The organism is Kitasatospora sp. NPDC101108 (assembly GCF_055584725.1).
This window is the reverse complement of sequence record NZ_JBVJLM010000042.1, coordinates 1-16199: the sequence shown is the minus strand read 5'-3', so window position 1 is coordinate 16199 and position 16199 is coordinate 1. Positions and strand designations below refer to the sequence as shown.

General features: G+C 73.4%; 16 protein-coding genes. 12 read left to right on the top strand and 4 right to left on the bottom strand.

Features of this window, described 5'->3' with window-relative positions; genetic code table 11:
* Positions 1-141 precede the first annotated feature (141 nt).
* Entirely contained in the window at positions 142-963 is an 822-nt protein-coding gene (locus tag ACZ6Z8_RS38440) for a purine-nucleoside phosphorylase (RefSeq protein ID WP_465614613.1), read from the top strand.
* Between the two features lie 159 nt (positions 964-1122).
* A complete protein-coding gene (locus tag ACZ6Z8_RS38435) occupies positions 1123-2841 on the top strand; it encodes a phospho-sugar mutase (protein WP_465614612.1) in 1719 nt (572 codons plus the stop codon).
* 68 nt (positions 2842-2909) lie between these two features.
* Here the strand turns inward: ACZ6Z8_RS38435 and ACZ6Z8_RS38430 are convergent, their stop codons facing one another.
* Entirely contained in the window at positions 2910-3590 is a 681-nt protein-coding gene (locus ACZ6Z8_RS38430) for a PH domain-containing protein (RefSeq protein ID WP_465614611.1), read from the bottom strand.
* 167 nt (positions 3591-3757) lie between these two features.
* Here ACZ6Z8_RS38430 and deoC point away from each other — a divergent pair, with 167 nt between their 5' ends.
* From deoC to ACZ6Z8_RS38410, 4 genes are all read left to right on the top strand, one after another.
* Positions 3758-4774: a deoxyribose-phosphate aldolase gene (gene deoC, locus ACZ6Z8_RS38425; RefSeq protein ID WP_465614610.1), complete on the top strand. Its 1017-nt coding sequence runs from the start codon at positions 3758-3760 to the stop codon at positions 4772-4774.
* A gap of 5 nt (positions 4775-4779) precedes the next feature.
* Entirely contained in the window at positions 4780-6261 is a 1482-nt protein-coding gene (locus ACZ6Z8_RS38420; protein ID WP_465614609.1) for an aldehyde dehydrogenase family protein, read from the top strand.
* Positions 6254-7159 (top strand): aldehyde dehydrogenase family protein, encoded by a 906-nt coding sequence (locus ACZ6Z8_RS38415; RefSeq protein WP_465614608.1) that lies wholly within the window; start codon positions 6254-6256, stop codon positions 7157-7159. Before ACZ6Z8_RS38420 ends, ACZ6Z8_RS38415 begins: the two co-directional genes overlap by 8 nt.
* Before the next feature lie 195 nt (positions 7160-7354).
* Positions 7355-7993 (top strand): ATP-binding protein, encoded by a 639-nt coding sequence (locus ACZ6Z8_RS38410; protein WP_465614607.1) that lies wholly within the window; start codon positions 7355-7357, stop codon positions 7991-7993.
* Positions 7994-8163: 170 nt separating this feature from the next.
* On the opposite strand, the gene ACZ6Z8_RS38405 is transcribed toward ACZ6Z8_RS38410, so the two are convergent.
* Positions 8164-9129, bottom strand: coding sequence for a SigE family RNA polymerase sigma factor (locus ACZ6Z8_RS38405; protein ID WP_465614606.1), 966 nt, complete (start codon positions 9127-9129; stop codon positions 8164-8166).
* 271 nt (positions 9130-9400) lie between these two features.
* Here ACZ6Z8_RS38405 and ACZ6Z8_RS38400 point away from each other — a divergent pair, with 271 nt between their 5' ends.
* From ACZ6Z8_RS38400 to ACZ6Z8_RS38385, 4 genes are all read left to right on the top strand, one after another.
* Positions 9401-10078 carry a response regulator transcription factor gene (locus ACZ6Z8_RS38400; protein WP_030257458.1) on the top strand — a complete coding sequence of 226 codons (678 nt, stop codon included), beginning with the start codon at positions 9401-9403 and terminating at the stop codon, positions 10076-10078.
* Positions 10079-10117: 39 nt separating this feature from the next.
* On the top strand, positions 10118-11659 hold the full coding sequence (locus ACZ6Z8_RS38395) for an ATP-binding protein (protein WP_465614605.1): 1542 nt from the start codon (positions 10118-10120) through the stop codon (positions 11657-11659).
* A complete protein-coding gene (locus ACZ6Z8_RS38390; protein WP_465614604.1) occupies positions 11656-11973 on the top strand; it encodes a hypothetical protein in 318 nt (105 codons plus the stop codon). The genes ACZ6Z8_RS38395 and ACZ6Z8_RS38390 overlap by 4 nt, the downstream gene beginning before the upstream one ends.
* Positions 11974-12078: 105 nt before the next feature.
* On the top strand, positions 12079-12672 hold the full coding sequence (locus ACZ6Z8_RS38385; RefSeq protein ID WP_465614603.1) for a VanZ family protein: 594 nt from the start codon (positions 12079-12081) through the stop codon (positions 12670-12672).
* Positions 12673-12694: 22 nt separating this feature from the next.
* On the opposite strand, the gene ACZ6Z8_RS38380 is transcribed toward ACZ6Z8_RS38385, so the two are convergent.
* Positions 12695-13342, bottom strand: coding sequence for a PhzF family phenazine biosynthesis protein (locus tag ACZ6Z8_RS38380; RefSeq protein WP_465614602.1), 648 nt, complete (start codon positions 13340-13342; stop codon positions 12695-12697).
* Positions 13343-13500: 158 nt separating this feature from the next.
* Here ACZ6Z8_RS38380 and ACZ6Z8_RS38375 point away from each other — a divergent pair, with 158 nt between their 5' ends.
* Complete coding sequence (locus tag ACZ6Z8_RS38375; RefSeq protein WP_465614601.1) at positions 13501-14073, top strand: hypothetical protein; 573 nt, start codon at positions 13501-13503, stop codon at positions 14071-14073.
* A gap of 74 nt (positions 14074-14147) precedes the next feature.
* Here the strand turns inward: ACZ6Z8_RS38375 and ACZ6Z8_RS38370 are convergent, their stop codons facing one another.
* On the bottom strand, positions 14148-15536 hold the full coding sequence (locus tag ACZ6Z8_RS38370; protein WP_465614600.1) for a hypothetical protein: 1389 nt from the start codon (positions 15534-15536) through the stop codon (positions 14148-14150).
* 375 nt (positions 15537-15911) lie between these two features.
* Between ACZ6Z8_RS38370 and ACZ6Z8_RS38365 the strand changes: the two genes are divergently transcribed.
* Positions 15912-16097, top strand: a complete 186-nt coding sequence (locus ACZ6Z8_RS38365) for a PspC domain-containing protein (RefSeq protein ID WP_465614599.1) — start codon at positions 15912-15914, stop codon at positions 16095-16097.
* The last annotated feature ends 102 nt before the right edge of the window (positions 16098-16199 follow it).

Genomic DNA, 16199 nt, shown 5'->3' with positions numbered 1-16199 from the left:
CCTCCCGCCTGTGCGTACCGACAGACCAGGTCACCCGGAAGACGCCGCCGAGCTGTGTTTTCGGGTCAACCGGGTAACGATCCGGCATGCCGTACGCGGATCTTCTACGCGCGTAGCCGAAAGCCGTCTATCCTCGTTCCCGTGAACGCTTCTCCTCAGTCGGTCGTCTCCGCCGACCCCTACGCCGCCGCCCAGGCCGCCGCCGAGCGCCTGCGCGAGCTGACCGGTGCCGAGCGGCACGACGTCGCCCTGGTGATGGGCTCCGGCTGGGTGCCGGCCGCCGACGCCCTGGGCGAGACCGTGGCCGAGTTCCCGGTCACCGAGCTCCCGGGCTTCCCCGCCCCCGCCGTGGCCGGCCACGCCGGCAAGATCCGCTCGGTGAAGATCGGCGACAAGCGCGCCCTGATCTTCCTCGGCCGCAACCACTACTACGAGGGCCACGGCGTGGCCACCGTCGTCCACGGCGTGCGCACCGCCGCCGCGGCCGGCTGCGCCACCATCGTCCTGACCAACGGCTGCGGTGGTCTGCGCCAGGGCTGGACCCCGGGCCAGCCGGTCCTGATCAGCGACCACATCAACCTGACCGCGGACTCCCCGATCGTCGGCGCCAACTTCGTCGACCTCACCGACCTGTACTCCAAGCGCCTGCGCGCGCTGTGCCGCGAGGTCGACCCGAGCCTGGACGAGGCCGTCTACGTCCAGTTCCGCGGCCCGCACTACGAGACCCCGGCCGAGGTCAACATGGCCCGGGTGATCGGCGGCGAGCTGGTCGGCATGTCCACCACCCTGGAGGCCATCGCCGCCCGCGAGGCCGGCGCCGAGGTGCTGGGCATCTCGCTGGTCACCAACCTGGCCGCCGGCATGACCGGCGAGCCGCTCAACCACGAAGAGGTCCTGGAGGCCGGCAAGGCCTCCGCCGAGCGCATGGGCGAGCTGCTGGCGAAGGTCCTGGAGCGGATCTGACGCCTGCCGGGCGCAGAATCATGAGTGACGGGGCCCACGGGCGCGTGATCCGCTGATCACGCCGTCCCGCGGGCCCCGTCCGCTTGTGCCCACCTCTTCTCCCCTTCGCGCGGAACCCTCCGGCCGACATCCCGACGCACTTCCCGATGGAGCAGGCAAATGACGCAGGCACCCACCACCGACCTCCTCGCCCGGGCCCGTACCTGGCTGGCCGAGGACCCCGACCCGCAGACCCGCGAGGAGCTGACCGCGCTGCTGGCCCGGGCCGAGGGCCCGGAGGCCGAGGAGGACAACGCGCTCGCCTGGTCCGAGCTCGCCGAGCGCTTCTCCGACCGCCTCCAGTTCGGCACGGCCGGCCTGCGCGGCGAACTCGGCGCCGGCCCGATGCGGATGAACCGCGCCGTGGTGATCCGGGCCGCCGCCGGCCTGGTCGCGTACGTCAAGGAGCAGGGCCTCGGCGACCTGGTCGTGATCGGTTACGACGCCCGGCACAAGTCGTACGACTTCGCCCGCGACACCGCCGCCGTGGTGGTCGGGGCGGGCCTGCGCGCCGCGCTGCTGCCCCGCCCGCTGCCGACCCCGGTGCTGGCCTTCGCGATCCGCCACCTGGGCGCGGCCGCCGGCGTGACCGTCACCGCCAGCCACAACCCGCCGCAGGACAACGGCTACAAGGTCTACCTGGGCGACGGCTCGCAGATCGTCCCGCCGGCCGACGCCGGGATCGCCGCCCGGATCGACGCGATCGGCTCGCTGAACGACGTCCCGCGCGCCGAGGAGGGCTGGGAGGTGCTCGGCGAGGACGTCGTCGAGGCCTACCTGACCCGGGCCGTCTCCATCGTCGACGAGCACAGCCCGCGCGAGCTGGACGTGGTCTACACCCCGATGCACGGCGTCGGCCGCGACACCCTGGTCGCCGCCTTCCGCCGGGCCGGCTTCCCGGCGCCGACCGTGGTCGCCGAGCAGGCCGAGCCCGACCCGGACTTCCCGACCGTGGCCTTCCCCAACCCGGAGGAGCCGGGGGCGATGGACCTCGCCTTCCGCACCGCCGCCGCGGTCGGCCCCGACATCGTGATCGCCAACGACCCGGACGCCGACCGCTGCGCGGTGGCCGTCCCGACCAACGGCAACGCGGCGGGCGGTGGCAACGGCTCCGCCGGCTGGCGGATGCTGCGCGGCGACGAGGTCGGCGCGCTGCTGGGCTCCGCGCTGGTCGCCAAGAAGGCCGAGGGCACCTTCGCCACCACCATCGTCTCCGCCACCCTGCTCGGCCGGATCGCCGAGGCCGCGGGCCTGGCGTACGCCGAGACGCTGACCGGCTTCAAGTGGATCTCCCGCGCCGAGGGCCTGCGCTACGGCTACGAGGAGGCGCTCGGCTACTGCGTCGACCCCCAGGGCGTCCGGGACAAGGACGGCATCACCGCCGCCCTGCTGGTCGCCGAGCTCGCCGCGACCCTCAAGCGGTCCGGCCGCACCCTGAGCGACCTGCTGGACGACCTGGCGCTGGAGCACGGCCTGCACGCCACCGACCAGCTGTCCGTCCGGGTGCAGGACCTCTCGCTGATCGCCGACGCCATGCGCCGCCTGCGCGAGCAGCCGCCGACCGTCCTGGCCGGCCTGACCGTCACCCGCGCCGACGACCTCTCGGCCGGCTCCGACGACCTGCCGCCCACGGACGGCCTGCGCTACTACCTGGCCGGCGACCCGGTCCGCTCGGCCCGGATCGTGGTCCGCCCGTCCGGCACCGAGCCCAAGCTCAAGTGCTACCTGGAGGTCGTCCTCCCGGTCGCCTCGGCCGCCGACCTGGCCGCCGCCCGCGAGCGCGCCGCCGAGCTGCTGGCGGCCGTCAAGCGCGACCTCGCCGAGGCCGCGGGCATCTGACGGCCCCGGGGCGTAGCGCGGAAGGGCCCGCCGGTTGCGTACCGGCGGGCCCTTCCGCGCATCCGGGTTCAGACGGCGATCACCGTGATCAGGGCGACCAGGCCCACCAGCGCGGGGACGATCACCCACCAGCACCACCGGACGACCACGGGCCCGGCGGCGCCGGGGCGGGTGCCGTTGCGCTCGGCCATCTCCTGGAGGACGTCCGTCACCTGGTCGGACCAGGCGCGGGTGGGGTCGGGGGCGCCCTGGACGACCGGGTTGGTCCGGCCGGCGAGTCCCAGCCCCAGCCCCGTGCGGGAGGCGTGCTCGGCGTTGCTGCGGCTCTGGGCCCGGGTGGCGCGCTTGCGCTGGCGCAGCGAGACCGGGACGGCCCACACCTGGTACTTCTTCTCGCCGGCCAGCAGCTCGACGGAGTACCCGGCGCGCAGCGCGGCGACCGAGGCCCAGGGGGCGGTGATGGTGCGCCACGGGTTGCGGACGACCAGGCGGTCGCTGCCGGCGAACACCGCCGGGCGCAGCGTGTAGGCGATCACCGGGAAGGCGAACACCGGCACCGCGGCGAGGGCGACGTACGGGGTCTTGCCGGTGCCCGTCACCACCGCGTCGCCGATCAGCCAGGCGGCGACGGCGAGCAGGAGAACGCCGGAGATCACGCCGGGGACGGAGCGGTACACGCGGTCCGCGTACTCGGGTTCCCCGCCGGGGGCGGCCGGGCCCTGGTGGGGCTTGCCGTCGGATTCGGTCATGGCGTCGATTCTGCCCCATCCGCCCCTCACCAGCGGGTCTCGGTCCGGCCACGAATGGCGGGCCGGGGCGCCGGGTGGCCGAGGTCTCGGTCCGGCCACGAAAGGCGGCCGGAATACTGGTCGCCCTAGCGGTCGGCTACGCGCGTAGATATGCTGGTCTGGTGACTATGTCCACTGTTGCAGCCAATGCCCTCCCCCAGCCTGGCGGCCGGGAGGTACCCCCAGGCGTTGCGGGCAGCGGCCTCGCGGACGTTGCGGCGTCCGAGGCCTCGCTCCGCCGCTTCCTGCACGGCCTGCCCGGCGTCGACCAGGTCGGCCTCGAAGCCCGCGCCGCCTCCCTCGGCACCCGCTCGATCAAGACCACGGCGAAGGCCTATGCCATCGACCTGGCGATCTCCATGATCGACCTGACCACGCTGGAGGGCGCGGACACGGTCGGCAAGGTGCGCGCCCTGTGCGCCAAGGGCAGGACCCCCGACCCGACCGACCCGACCACCCCGCGCGTCGCCGCCATCTGCGTCTACCCGGACATGGTCGCCACCGCCAAGGACGCCCTGCGCGGCACCGACATCCAGGTCGCCTCGGTCGCCACCGCCTTCCCGGCGGGCCGCGCCGCCCTCCCGGTCAAGCTCGCCGACACCGCCGACGCGGTGGCCGCCGGCGCCGACGAGATCGACATGGTGATCGACCGCGGTGCCTTCCTCTCCGGCCGCTACTTCGACGTCTACCACGAGATCGTCGCCGTCAAGGAGGCGTGCAAGCGCCCGGACGGCACCTACGCCCACCTCAAGGTGATCTTCGAGACCGGCGAGCTGCAGACGTACGACAACGTGCGCCGCGTCTCCTGGCTGGCGATGCTGGCCGGCGCCGACTTCATCAAGACCTCCACCGGCAAGGTCGCCGTCAACGCGACCCCGCCGGTCACCCTGCTGATGCTGGAGGCGGTCCGCGACTTCCGCGCCGCCACCGGCGTCCAGGTCGGCGTGAAGCCGGCCGGCGGCATCAAGACCACCAAGGACGCCATGAAGTACCTGGTGATGGTCAACGAGACGCTCGGCGACGACTGGCTGACCCCGCACTGGTTCCGCTTCGGCGCCTCCAGCCTGCTCAACGACCTGCTGATGCAGCGCCAGAAGCTGGCCACCGGCCGCTACTCCGGCCCCGACTACGTGACGGTGGACTGATCACCATGGCCAAGAAGAAGAACATCGAGGAGCCCGTGGCCAAGCCGGCCGGAGGCCTCTTCGCCTACGCCCCGGCCCCGGAGTCCCCGGCCGCCGCGGGCGACATCGCCACCTCCTACGGCCACTTCATCGGCGGCGAGTTCGTCGACTCCTCCGGCAGCGAGGCCCTGAAGACGGTCAACCCGGCCACCGAGCAGGTGCTCGCCGAGTTCGCCCAGGGCACCGACGAGGACGTCGAGCGCGCCGTCGCCGCCGCCCGCAAGGCCTTCGCCGACTGGTCGTCGCTGCCCGGCAGCGAGCGCGCCAAGTACCTGTTCCGGATCGCCCGGATCATCCAGGAGCGCGGCCGCGAGCTGGCCGTCCTGGAGTCGATGGACAACGGCAAGCCGATCCGCGAGACCCGCGACTTCGACATCCCGACCGTCGCCGCGTGGTTCTTCTACTACGCGGGCTGGGCGGACAAGCTGGACTACGCGGGCTTCGGCGCCAACCCGCGCCCGCTGGGCGTGGCCGGCCAGGTCATCCCGTGGAACTTCCCGCTGATGATGCTGGCGTGGAAGATCGCGCCCGCGCTGGCGACCGGCAACACGGTCGTCCTGAAGCCGGCCGAGACCACCCCGCTGACGGCCCTGCGCTTCGCCGAGATCTGCCGCCAGGCCGGTCTGCCGAAGGGCGTCGTCAACATCGTCACCGGCGACGGCCGCACCGGCGCCGCGCTCACCGCGCACCCGGACGTCAACAAGGTCGCCTTCACCGGCTCCACCCCGGTCGGCCGGGCGATCGCCAAGCAGCTCGCTGGCAGCCGCAAGAAGCTGTCGCTGGAGCTGGGCGGCAAGGCCGCCAACATCGTCTTCGACGACGCGCCGATCGACCAGGCGGTCGAGGGCATCGTCAACGGCATCTTCTTCAACCAGGGCCACGTCTGCTGCGCGGGCTCGCGCCTGCTGGTCCAGGAGTCCGTCCAGGACGAGGTGCTGGACGCCCTGAAGCGCCGGATGGCCACCCTGCGGGTCGGCGACCCGCTGGACAAGAACACCGACATCGGCGCGATCAACTCGGCCGCCCAGCTGGCCCGGATCACCGAGCTGACCGACGCCGGCGAGGCCGAGGGCGCGGACCGCTGGTCGCCCGAGTGCGAACTCCCGGCCGCCGGCTTCTGGTTCAAGCCGACCCTGTTCACCGGCGTCAGCCAGGCCCACCGGATCGCCCAGGAGGAGATCTTCGGCCCGGTGCTCTCGGTGCTGACCTTCCGCACTCCCGACGAGGCGGTCGCGAAGGCCAACAACACCCCGTACGGCCTCTCCGCCGGCATCTGGACGGAGAAGGGCTCGCGCATCCTCTGGATGGCCAACAGGCTCAAGGCCGGCGTGGTCTGGGCCAACACCTTCAACAAGTTCGACCCGACCTCGCCGTTCGGCGGCTACAAGGAGTCGGGCTACGGCCGCGAGGGTGGCCGCCACGGTCTGGAGGCCTACCTCGATGTCTGACACGACCTTCGCGCGTCTTGACGTCCTCAAGACCTACAAGCTGTACGTCGGCGGGAAGTTCCCGCGCTCCGAGAGCGGGCGGGTGTACGAGGTGACCGACTCAAAGGGCGAGTGGCTCGCCAACGCCCCGCTGGGCACCCGCAAGGACACCCGTGACGCCGTCCTGGCCGCCCGCGCGGCGGTCAAGGGCTGGGCCGGCACCACCGCGTACAACCGCGGCCAGGTGCTGTACCGGGTGGCCGAGATGCTGCAGGGCCGCCGCGAGCAGTTCGCCGCCGAGGTGTCGCTCTCCGAGGGCATCGGCCCGAAGAAGGCCGCCGCCCTGGTGGACGCCGCGATCGACCGCTGGGTCTGGTACGCGGGCTGGACGGACAAGGTGGCCCAGATCGCGGGCGGCGCCAACCCCGTCGCCGGGCCGTACTTCAACCTCTCCACCCCGGAGCCGACCGGCGTGGTCGGGATCGTCGCCCCGCAGGCCGGCTACGGGCACTCGCTGCTCGGCCTGGTCTCGGTGATCGCCCCGGCGATCGCCACGGGCAACACGGTCGTGGTCGCGGCCGCCGCGGACGCCCCGCTGCCCGCGCTGTCGCTGGGCGAGGTGCTCGCCACCTCGGACGTCCCGGGCGGCGTGGTCAACATCATCTCGGGCCGTACCGCGGACATCGCCCCCACGCTGGCCTCGCACCAGGACGTCAACGCGCTGGACCTCACCGGGGCCATCGCCGCCGACGGCCCCGGCGCGGCGCCCGCCCTGGAGGCCGCCGCCGCCGATACCCTGAAGCGGGTGGTCCGTCCGGAGCTGGACCCGTTCGCCCAGGACTGGACCAATGCGCCCGGTACCGACCGGCTACTCTCGTTCCTGGAGACGAAGACGGTCTGGCACCCGATGGGGATCTGACCCTCCCTGCTCCACCGCGTCACAACTCCACAGACTGGCCGTCCCCAGTGCCCTCTCCCCCCAGGGCCCGGGCGGTCATTGGACGGACCCGCGCCTCTCCCCCCCTGGCGCGGGTCCGTCGATTCTCCGGGGGACCGGGAAGGTGTGCGCCGGACGGTTTCGGTAACCGGCCGGGATGCGTCAGACTGGTGTCCCGTGAGTGACTCCCCCATGAATCCCGCGCCGACGGCCCATGCCCGGGTGATCCTGCTCTCCGGGCCCTCCGGATCGGGGAAGTCCTCGCTGGCCGAGCGCAGCGGGCTGCCGGTGCTCCAGCTGGACGACTTCTACAAGGACGGGGACGACCCCACCCTGCCCCGGCTGCCCGACGGCGCCGTGGACTGGGACTCCCCGCTCGCCTGGCACCGCGACCAGGCCGTGGCCGCCATCCGCGCCCTGTACGAGCACGGGCGCACCGAGGTGCCGGTGTACTCGATCCCCGACAACGGCCGGGTCTCCACCCGCCCGCTGGACCTGGGCGGCGCGACCGCGTTCATCGCCGAGGGCATATTCGCCGCCGAGATCGTCGCCGAGTGCGCGACCGAGGGCCTGCTCGGGGACGCCCTGTGCCTGCGCAACGGCGCGCTCACCACGGCCTGGCGCCGGCTGCGCCGGGACGTCCGCGAGGGCCGCAAGTCGCTGCCGGTGCTGCTGCGCCGGGGCTTCCGGCTGATGCGGGCCGAGCGGGCCATCGTCGGCCGGCAGGTGGAGCTCGGCTCGTACCCGTGCGCCGGGGCGGAGGCCGAGCGGCGGGTCCGCGCGGCGGCCGGACCACGGGAGCTCTCCGCGGTCTGAACCGCGACCGGACGCGAGAACGACGACGGGCCCGGTGCGTCTCCCCCGCACCGGGCCGTCGCCTGCCGAACGGCCTCGGCTCCCCACAGGCACCGCTCCCCCGAGCCGGCGCCCCCGAACCGCAACCGTCCGCTACCCGTCCCCCGACGGGAGTCCTCTTCCCCTTGGTCCTACGCGACCAGCTCGCCGAACGCCCGGACGGTGTCGCCCGACTTGTTCAGGTGCTCGTCGTCGCGCAGCCGGCGCAGGGCGCGCCAGATGCTGCTCTTGACCGTGCCGACGCTGATCCCCAGCACGTCGGCGATCTCCGGGTCGGTCTTGCCCTCGTAGTACCGCAGCACCAGCATGGTCCGCTGGTTCTCCGGCAGCTTCGCCAGCGCCTGCCAGAGCACGGTGCGCAGCTCGGTGCCGCCCATCGCGTCGGTGTCGCCGGCCGTCTCCGGCAGCTCCTCGGTCGGGTACTCGTTGACCTTGCGGCGCCGCCAGGCGGAGATGTGCAGGTTGGTCATGGTGCGGCGGAGGTAGCCCCCGACCGCGGCCTTGTCGGTGATCCGGCCCCAGGCGCGGTAGGTGCTGAAGAGCGCGCTCTGCAGCAGGTCCTCGGCCTCGTAGCGGTCACCGGTGAGGTGGTACGCCGTGGCGTACAGGGAGGCGCGGCGCTCGCGCACGTACGCGGTGAACTCCGTGATGTGGTCCTCCGCGACGGCCGAGTGCTCCCCCTGCGCGTCTCCCTGTCCCGCCCCGGTGGTGCGGGCCGGTGCGGGGTTCAGCCGCAGCAGCGTCGCACCGGCGGCCTCGCGACCGGTCGGCTCCCCCGAACCGACCGCCCGCAGACCGTTGTTCCCCCGGTTGTCCTTGCCCTCGACGCGGACGGGGAGGATCCCCCGCAGCGTGAGGGTGTTGGCGGAGTCGACCGCACTCCCCAGTCGGCCGATCCCGTACAGCTCCCCCGTCCTGCCGCCGCCGCTCACCCGGCGTGCGACAGGGCTTCCACCGGTGCTGTGCGCGCACCCCCGTACGGTCACGGCACCGGAGTTCTCGTCGGTCCTGACCTCGTACCGGGTCCGGTGGGTGGTCGCTGACGAACGCGCGGTGCGGACAGCCGGGTTGGTCCGGGTCTGAAGCATGGCGTTCATCGTGCGCCCCCTTGGATCGGTACGAGCGGTTCCTGTTGCCGCCCTCCAGCCGGCCCTTGCGGCCCGCTGTCCTGCGGCGACATGGAAAATCCTGCCCGCCGGTTGTGATGGCGCTGTCCGCCGACTGTCACAGGGGTGTCACAGGGGCGGGCCTTTCGTCCCGGTCCGGCTCCCTCCGTACCGGACGCCGGTGGCCGTCTTTCCGGTTCCCGTACGGGCGGTGACCGGTCCGGGGGGTGATTCGGTGCTTTCCGTGGGCCAAAATGGGGCCGTGCCTTTCCTCCTACTGATCGAGGACGACGACGCCATCCGTACCGGCCTCGAACTCGCCCTCACCCGCCAGGGCCACCGCGTGGCCACCGCCGCCTCCGGCGAGGACGGCCTGAGGCTCTTCAAGGAGCAGCGGCCCGACCTGATCGTGCTGGACGTCATGCTGCCCGGCATCGACGGCTTCGAGGTCTGCCGTCGGATCCGCCGCACCGACCAGCTGCCGATCATCCTGCTCACCGCACGCTCGGACGACATCGACGTGGTGGTGGGCCTGGAGTCCGGCGCCGACGACTACGTGGTGAAGCCGGTGCAGCCGCGCGTCCTGGACGCCAGGATCCGGGCGGTGCTGCGGCGCGGCGAGCGGGAGAGCTCGGACTCCTCCGCGTACGGCAGCGTGGTGATCGACCGGGCCGCGATGACCGTCACCAAGGACGGCCAGGACCTCCAGCTCACCCCGACCGAGCTGCGGCTGCTGCTGGAGCTCAGCCGCCGCCCCGGCCAGGCGCTCTCCCGCCAGCAGCTGCTGCGGCTGGTCTGGGAGCACGACTACCTCGGCGACTCCCGCCTGGTGGACGCCTGCGTGCAGCGGCTGCGGGCCAAGGTCGAGGACGTGCCCTCCGCGCCGACACTGATCCGCACCGTGCGCGGCGTCGGCTACCGGCTGGACCCGCCCGCCTGACCTCCTCCTTTCTGAACTTCCGTACGACGACAGGCTCTTGTGACTGACCATCAGCAGACTGCCCGGCGGTTCTCGTCCGGCCGGTGGCGGCGGCTGCGCTCCTTGCGGGTGCGGCTGATCGCGGTGTTCGCGGCCGTCGCGCTGCTCGCCGCCGTCTCGGCCTCCGGCATCGCGTACTGGCTGAACCGCGACGCGGTGCTCAAGCGTGCGCAGGACACCGCGCTGAACGACTTCCGGGTCTCGCTCAGCCGCAACGTCTCCGACCTGCCGCTGAACGCCAGTTGTCCGGAGCTCGCCGCGCTGGCCTCCACCGTGGCGAGCTCCGGCCTGACCTACGACGTGGTCGTGGTCGACGGGGCGCACCCGGAGTGCCCGGCCTCCTCCGACCCGACGCACTTCACCCTGGCCGACGTCCCGGCGGCGCTGCAGTCCACCGTCGCCAAGCCGCGCGAGGTCACCGAGAGCAACCCGTACCCGTACCACCTGTACTGGCAGCGGCAGAACCTGGAGGGCCGCCCGTTCGTGATCGGCGGCACCAAGGTGCTGCCGAACGGTCCGACGGCGTACATGTTCAAGTCGCTGGAGAACGAGCGGGCCGACCTCAACACGCTGGGCTGGTCGCTGGCCATCGCCACGCTGCTGGCGCTGATCGGCTCGGCGCTGCTCGCCCAGGCCGCCTCGGCCACCGTGCTGCGGCCGGTCAAGCGACTCGGCGAGGCCGCCAAGCGGCTCGGCGAGGGGCACCTGGACACCCGGCTGGAGGTCGAGGGCTCCGACGAACTCGCCGATCTGGCAAGGACGTTCAACCGGGCAGCGGAGTCGCTGCACGAACAGGTCGAGGAGCTGAGCGCACGCGAGGCGCAGAGCCGGCGGTTCGTCGCCGACATGTCGCACGAGCTGCGCACCCCGCTGACCGCGATGACCGCGGTGACCGACATCCTGGAGGACGAGGCCGAGTCGCTGGACCCGATGATCGAACCGGCCGTCCGGCTCGTGGTCAGCGAGACCCGGCGGCTGTCCGACCTGGTGGAGAACCTGATGGAGGTCACCCGCTTCGACGCGGGCACCGCCAAGCTGGTCGCCGACGAGGTGGACGTCGCCGACCTGATCATGTCCTGCATCGACGGCCGGGCCTGGTACGACGCGGTCGAGCTGGACGCTCCGCGCGGCATCCTGGCCGTGGTCGACCCGCGCCGGCTCGACGTGGTCTTCGCCAACCTGATCGGCAACGCCCTCAAGCACGGCGGCTCGCCGGTGCGGGTCAAGGTCCGGCAGACCGAGGACTCGGTCGTGGTCGAGGTCTCCGACAGCGGCCCCGGCATCCCCGAGGACGTTCTGCCGCACGTCTTCGACCGCTTCTACAAGGCCGACCGGGGGCGGGCCCGCTCGGAGGGCAGCGGCCTGGGGCTGTCCATCGCGATGGCCAACGCCCAGATCCACGGGGGGACGATCACGGCGGCGAACGGGGAGGTCGGCGCGGTGTTCACCCTCACCCTGCCGCTGACCCCGCCACCGCCGCCGTCCGCGGGCGGGGCCGAGGGCGGCCCCACCGGCGACGACGAGCACAAGGACGCCACGTGACCTCCCCCACCCGCACCACCCTGCGCCGCACCGCCGGCGTGCTGCTCCTGCTCGCACTGGCCTCCGGCTGCGGCATCCGGCCGACCGCCGTACCGGTCGACGCCGGCGCGCCCGCCAGCCGGACGGCCTGCCCGACCGCCCCGCACATACCGACCGCCCTGGCCACCCCGACCGGACCGGCCCCGACCCTCACCCCGGCCCGCAGCGCCGCCCGGAGCGCCGCTCCGAGCCCCTCGCCGACCCCGGTGGCACCCGGTTCGCCGCCGCCGGACAACGCGTTCAGCGCGGTGCCGACGGCCGCGCCCTGCCACTGAGGCATGCCCGGGGGCGGGGCGGGCGGAGGGGGAAACGGGGGCGCGCCCTGGAATGTTCACATCCGGGAGGGAACCGGCGCGCCCCCGGCCCACGTCCTTCCCCCCGTGCAGCGAGATGGCGGGCGTTCCGGCGCACGGACCCAGACCAGGGCGACGGCGGCCGTTCACCGTCCCCTCCGGCTGGTCGGACTGGCGGGCCTGGCCCTCCACCTGGCGCTGGTGCTGTGGCTGGTGCTCAGACCGCTGCCGGTGGCCTGGGTGTACGACGCCAACCTGACTCCGCTGGCCTCGCTCCGCTCCTCCACCACCTGGCAGGTGGTCGGCGAGTTCCTCCTGCTCGCCCCGCTCGGCGTCCTGCTCCCGCTGGCCGGCGGCCGGGTCCGGGCCCCCTGGCTCCCGTCCTTCCTGCGCACCACGGGCGCCTCCGCCCTGCTGGCGACCGGCCTGGAGTTCCTCTCCTCCTGGACACCCGGACACGTGCTCAACGTGGACCACATACTGTTCGCCGTGCTCGGCGTGGTGATCACCCACCTCGCCCTGGTGCCCGGCCTGCGCCACCTGCTGCTGGCCGACCGGCCCGAGCCGCGGGCCCCGCGGGCGTCCGCCCTGGCCGTCCCGCCGGTGGCCGCGCCCGCTGCCCGGCCGCGCGCCTACGCGGAGCCGACGGCCACTCGCCCGCTCGCCTCCGGACGCTCCTGACCCGACACCCTTCGGCTCGGGTCTACGCCCCCGCGGGCACCACCCGGCCGCCGACCTCGACCAGCCCGCCCGGGCGCGGGCCCGCCGTCAGCTGGGAGCCCTGGCCCTGGGTGATGGTCAGCGCCCGTCCGAGGTGCCCCGCCAGCAACAGGGCAGCCGCCCCGGTCGCCTCGTCCTCGTCGATCCCGTCGCCCCGGCCGGGGAAGGCCCGCGCCCGGACCGTACCGGCCGTCTCGTCCTGCCAGGCCCAGGCGTAGATCCACTCGCCCGGCGGCGGCACCTCCAGCGCCTCCACCTCGGCCGCCGAACCGTACTGCCGCAGGGTCCGCCCCGGGGCCCACTCCGGGCGGGCCTGGATCCGGGTCAGCCCGCCCTCGTGCCGGACGGCCACCACCCCGACGGCGGTGACCAGTTGCCCCACCCCGAGCAGCCAGGCGGCCCCCACGCAGGGGTGGCCCGCGAACGGCAGGCGCACGCTCGGCGTGTAGATGTCGATCTCCCCGCGCTTCGGATCGTCGATGAACACCGTTTCGCTGAAGCCGAGTTCACGCGCGAGCTCCTGCCGCGCCGCCCGCCCGGGCACGGCCGCACCGTCCCGCACGACCCCGAGCGCGTTCCCGTGCCGCCCGTCCGGCCCGCAGAAGACCCGCAGCACCTCATGACCGGTCATTTTTTCCCATCTCGTCAATTACCGTGCTGATGCGGCGCGGACACAGCGCAACGACACCGTGATGAAAAGGCGACGACGGATGTCGGTCGCCTCCAGTACTGTGCGCTCTCGTCCCCAGGCGGCTCCCGCCGTTTTTTCTCCTCCCACAGGAAACCCCCTTGAACAATCTCGACTTCAGCGCCGATCCGATGTTCTCCTGGTACGTCGTCCTGCTGGCGTTCAGCGGCATCACCATGGTGGTCCTCGGTGTACTGCCGCTCCGCGGCCTGAAGGCCGGCCTGCGGATCATCAACATCGCCGTCGGCATCGCGTTCGCGGGTTATGCCTACTACCTCGCGTTCGAGTTCGAGGGCACCACTTACCGGATCTTCTACCAGGCGCTGATCCTGCCGGTCGCCATGATCGTCGCCACGGTGAAGGCGGTCGTCGAGCGGAGCAACGAGAAGAACCGGCCGACCCCGCCGGCCGGGGCGTACGCCCCGAACGCGCCGTACAACCCCAACGCGCCCTACGCCCCCGGCGCCGCCCAGCCGGCCGCGTTCAACCCGAACGCCCCGGCCGCCCCGAACGCCCCAGTGGCCCCGGCCGCCCCGGCCGCCCCGGTTGCCGGCCAGCCCGGCCGGCCCGTGCCGCCGCAGGGCGCCTCGCCCTACCAGCCGGGCGCGCCGGCCCAGCCGGTGGCGGACAACCCGTACGCCCAGCCGCAGCCGCCGCAGCAGCCGGCCGGCTGAGTCCCGCACGAAGCCGAAGGCCCGTCCGTCCCCGCTCCGCAGCGGGTGACGGGCGGGCCTTCGGCTTCAGCGGGTCAGTTGCTGGCGCCCTGGGTGCCGTTGCGGCGGCGGGCCACCACCAGGGTGCCGATGCCGAGGGCGATCGCGGTCGCGCCGGTGATGGCCATCGGGGCGGAGGAGGAGCCGCCGCCGGTGGAGGCGAGCCGGGTGGCGGTCACGTCGGCCGGGACCGCGGCGGCGGCCCGCACGGTGTCGGCCGCCGGGCTCGGCGCGCCGGTGGTGACCTGCGCGGCCGGGACGGCGGCGGGGGCGGTGGACGGGTCGGCGGCGGGCGGGACCGTACCGGGGACGGGCGTGGTGGGGGCGGGGGTGCCGGTGGAGGCCGCCGGGCCCACGATGTTGAAGTCGGCCCTCGGGCTGGACGCCGCGGCCGGGCTCTCACCGGCGCCGGGCAGGGTGCCCGCGACGGCGACCAGGGACTCGGCGAGGGCCGGGGCGTCCTTGGTGAACGCCAGCCGGAGGTTGATCGTCCTGGTCCCGCCCTTCGGCAGGCTGATGACCGCACTGTCCTTGTCGCCCGGCCGCAGCTCCCGGTACTGCCAGGTGGGGTGGTCCGAGCTGCCTCCGGAGGTGGTCTCCACCCAGTTGCCGTCCGAGCCCTGGAACTCGAACCTGACGGACTCGTAGGGGAGGACGGTCTGTCCCTGGAACACCAGCGTGGGCACGATCCGGAGGTCCCTGCCGCTGTTGTTGGTCATCACCAACGTGAGCGGCTTCGCCTCCGCACCCGCCGTGAAGACGGCGGGGACCCCGCCGAGCCTGACGTCCACCGTGGCGGCGGGTGTGGGCGCCGGGGTGGGGGTGCTGCTCTCGACGGTGAAGTTCGGGGTGCTGCCCCAGGCCTGGGTGGTGCGCTGCTCCGGGGGGAGGGTGGGGTCCGAGACCATCGCGAGGAGGCCGGCGGAGGCCGGGCCGGGGGCGGCGTCGGCGGTGAGGGTCAGCCGCAGCCGGTAGGTGGCCTCGGCACCGGCCGCGAGGTGCAGCCGGTTGGCGAACTCGTCCAGCTCCCACACGCCGCCGGCGTCGGTGTTGGTGGCCCTGGCGTCCTGCCACTGCGTGCTGCCGGGGCGCTGGTACTCCAGCCTGAGCTGGCTCGGCCTGGGACCGCTGCCACGGACCGTCGTGAAGCTGAAGGCGGTCGTCACGTCCATCTGGTGGTCCGCGGTGTTCCTGAGGGTCGAGGTGAACTCGACCGAGGTGCCCGCCCTGACCACGGCCGGGAAGGCGCTCGTGGTGACCACGACCGGCGAGGTGGACGAGGCTCCCTGGGTGCCCTGGGTGGCCTGGGTCGTACCGGCGGGCGTCGGGGCCGCGAGGGCGGCCGGGGCCGAGGCCAGGGCGGCGCCGGAGACCAGGGCGGCCGTGGCGGCCGCGGCGAGGATTCTTCGGGGCTGGTTGCGCAAGGGAACCTCACGGAGGAATTCGGGCGTAACCCGGAAAGAGTGCGAAATCGCAGGCGTGAGGGGCCCGTTGAGCCCGTGCAGGCGCCGCCGAATGCCCCCCACCAGCAGCGACCGCGGAATCATATCCCCCGGGTCGGACGGCCCCGTGACGGGCCCTCCGCACCCGCACACTCCGGATCGGGCGGTCTCCGGGCCGCCCGGCACCCGCCGGTCTCCGGGGCATCCCTGAGACGGACCCCGACGGGGACGTACGTCTTCCCGGTGACCTGCCGGGGTCGGGAATCGCCTGATGGGCGGAGGATTCGGGGCCTTCGACGGCGGAGCATGGAAGTACCCCGCCGGACCGACCGGCCGGCGGCAAGCCAAGGAGTCCCCATGAGCGCGCGCCTCGCCCGTCCCCGCCACAACCGCGTCATCGCCGGCGTCTGCGCCGGGATCGCCGAGCGCTTCGGCATGGCGCCGTTCACCGTCCGGCTGATCTTCCTGCTCTCCTGCCTGCTGCCCGGCCCGCAGTTCCTGGTCTACCTCGCGCTGTGGGTGCTGCTCCCCCAGGAGCCGTGAGGCGGTACGGGCGGCCCGTCGTGGTGTCCCGGTGGCCGGGATCAGCCGCCCAGGCCGGGCAGGACGCCCGTCAGCCCGCCGACGGGGGTCTTGTCCAGGCCG

Coding starts and splice junctions, on each gene's coding strand:
- ACZ6Z8_RS38365 (WP_465614599.1), top strand. CDS start 15,912: ATGAGCGCGCGCCTCGCCCGTCCCCGCCACAACCGCGTCATCGCCGGC.
- ACZ6Z8_RS38405 (WP_465614606.1), bottom strand. CDS start 9,129: ATGAACGCCATGCTTCAGACCCGGACCAACCCGGCTGTCCGCACCGCG.
- ACZ6Z8_RS38415 (WP_465614608.1), top strand. CDS start 6,254: ATGTCTGACACGACCTTCGCGCGTCTTGACGTCCTCAAGACCTACAAG.
- ACZ6Z8_RS38420 (WP_465614609.1), top strand. CDS start 4,780: ATGGCCAAGAAGAAGAACATCGAGGAGCCCGTGGCCAAGCCGGCCGGA.
- ACZ6Z8_RS38430 (WP_465614611.1), bottom strand. CDS start 3,590: ATGACCGAATCCGACGGCAAGCCCCACCAGGGCCCGGCCGCCCCCGGC.
- deoC (WP_465614610.1), top strand. CDS start 3,758: ATGTCCACTGTTGCAGCCAATGCCCTCCCCCAGCCTGGCGGCCGGGAG.
- ACZ6Z8_RS38380 (WP_465614602.1), bottom strand. CDS start 13,342: ATGACCGGTCATGAGGTGCTGCGGGTCTTCTGCGGGCCGGACGGGCGG.
- ACZ6Z8_RS38435 (WP_465614612.1), top strand. CDS start 1,123: ATGACGCAGGCACCCACCACCGACCTCCTCGCCCGGGCCCGTACCTGG.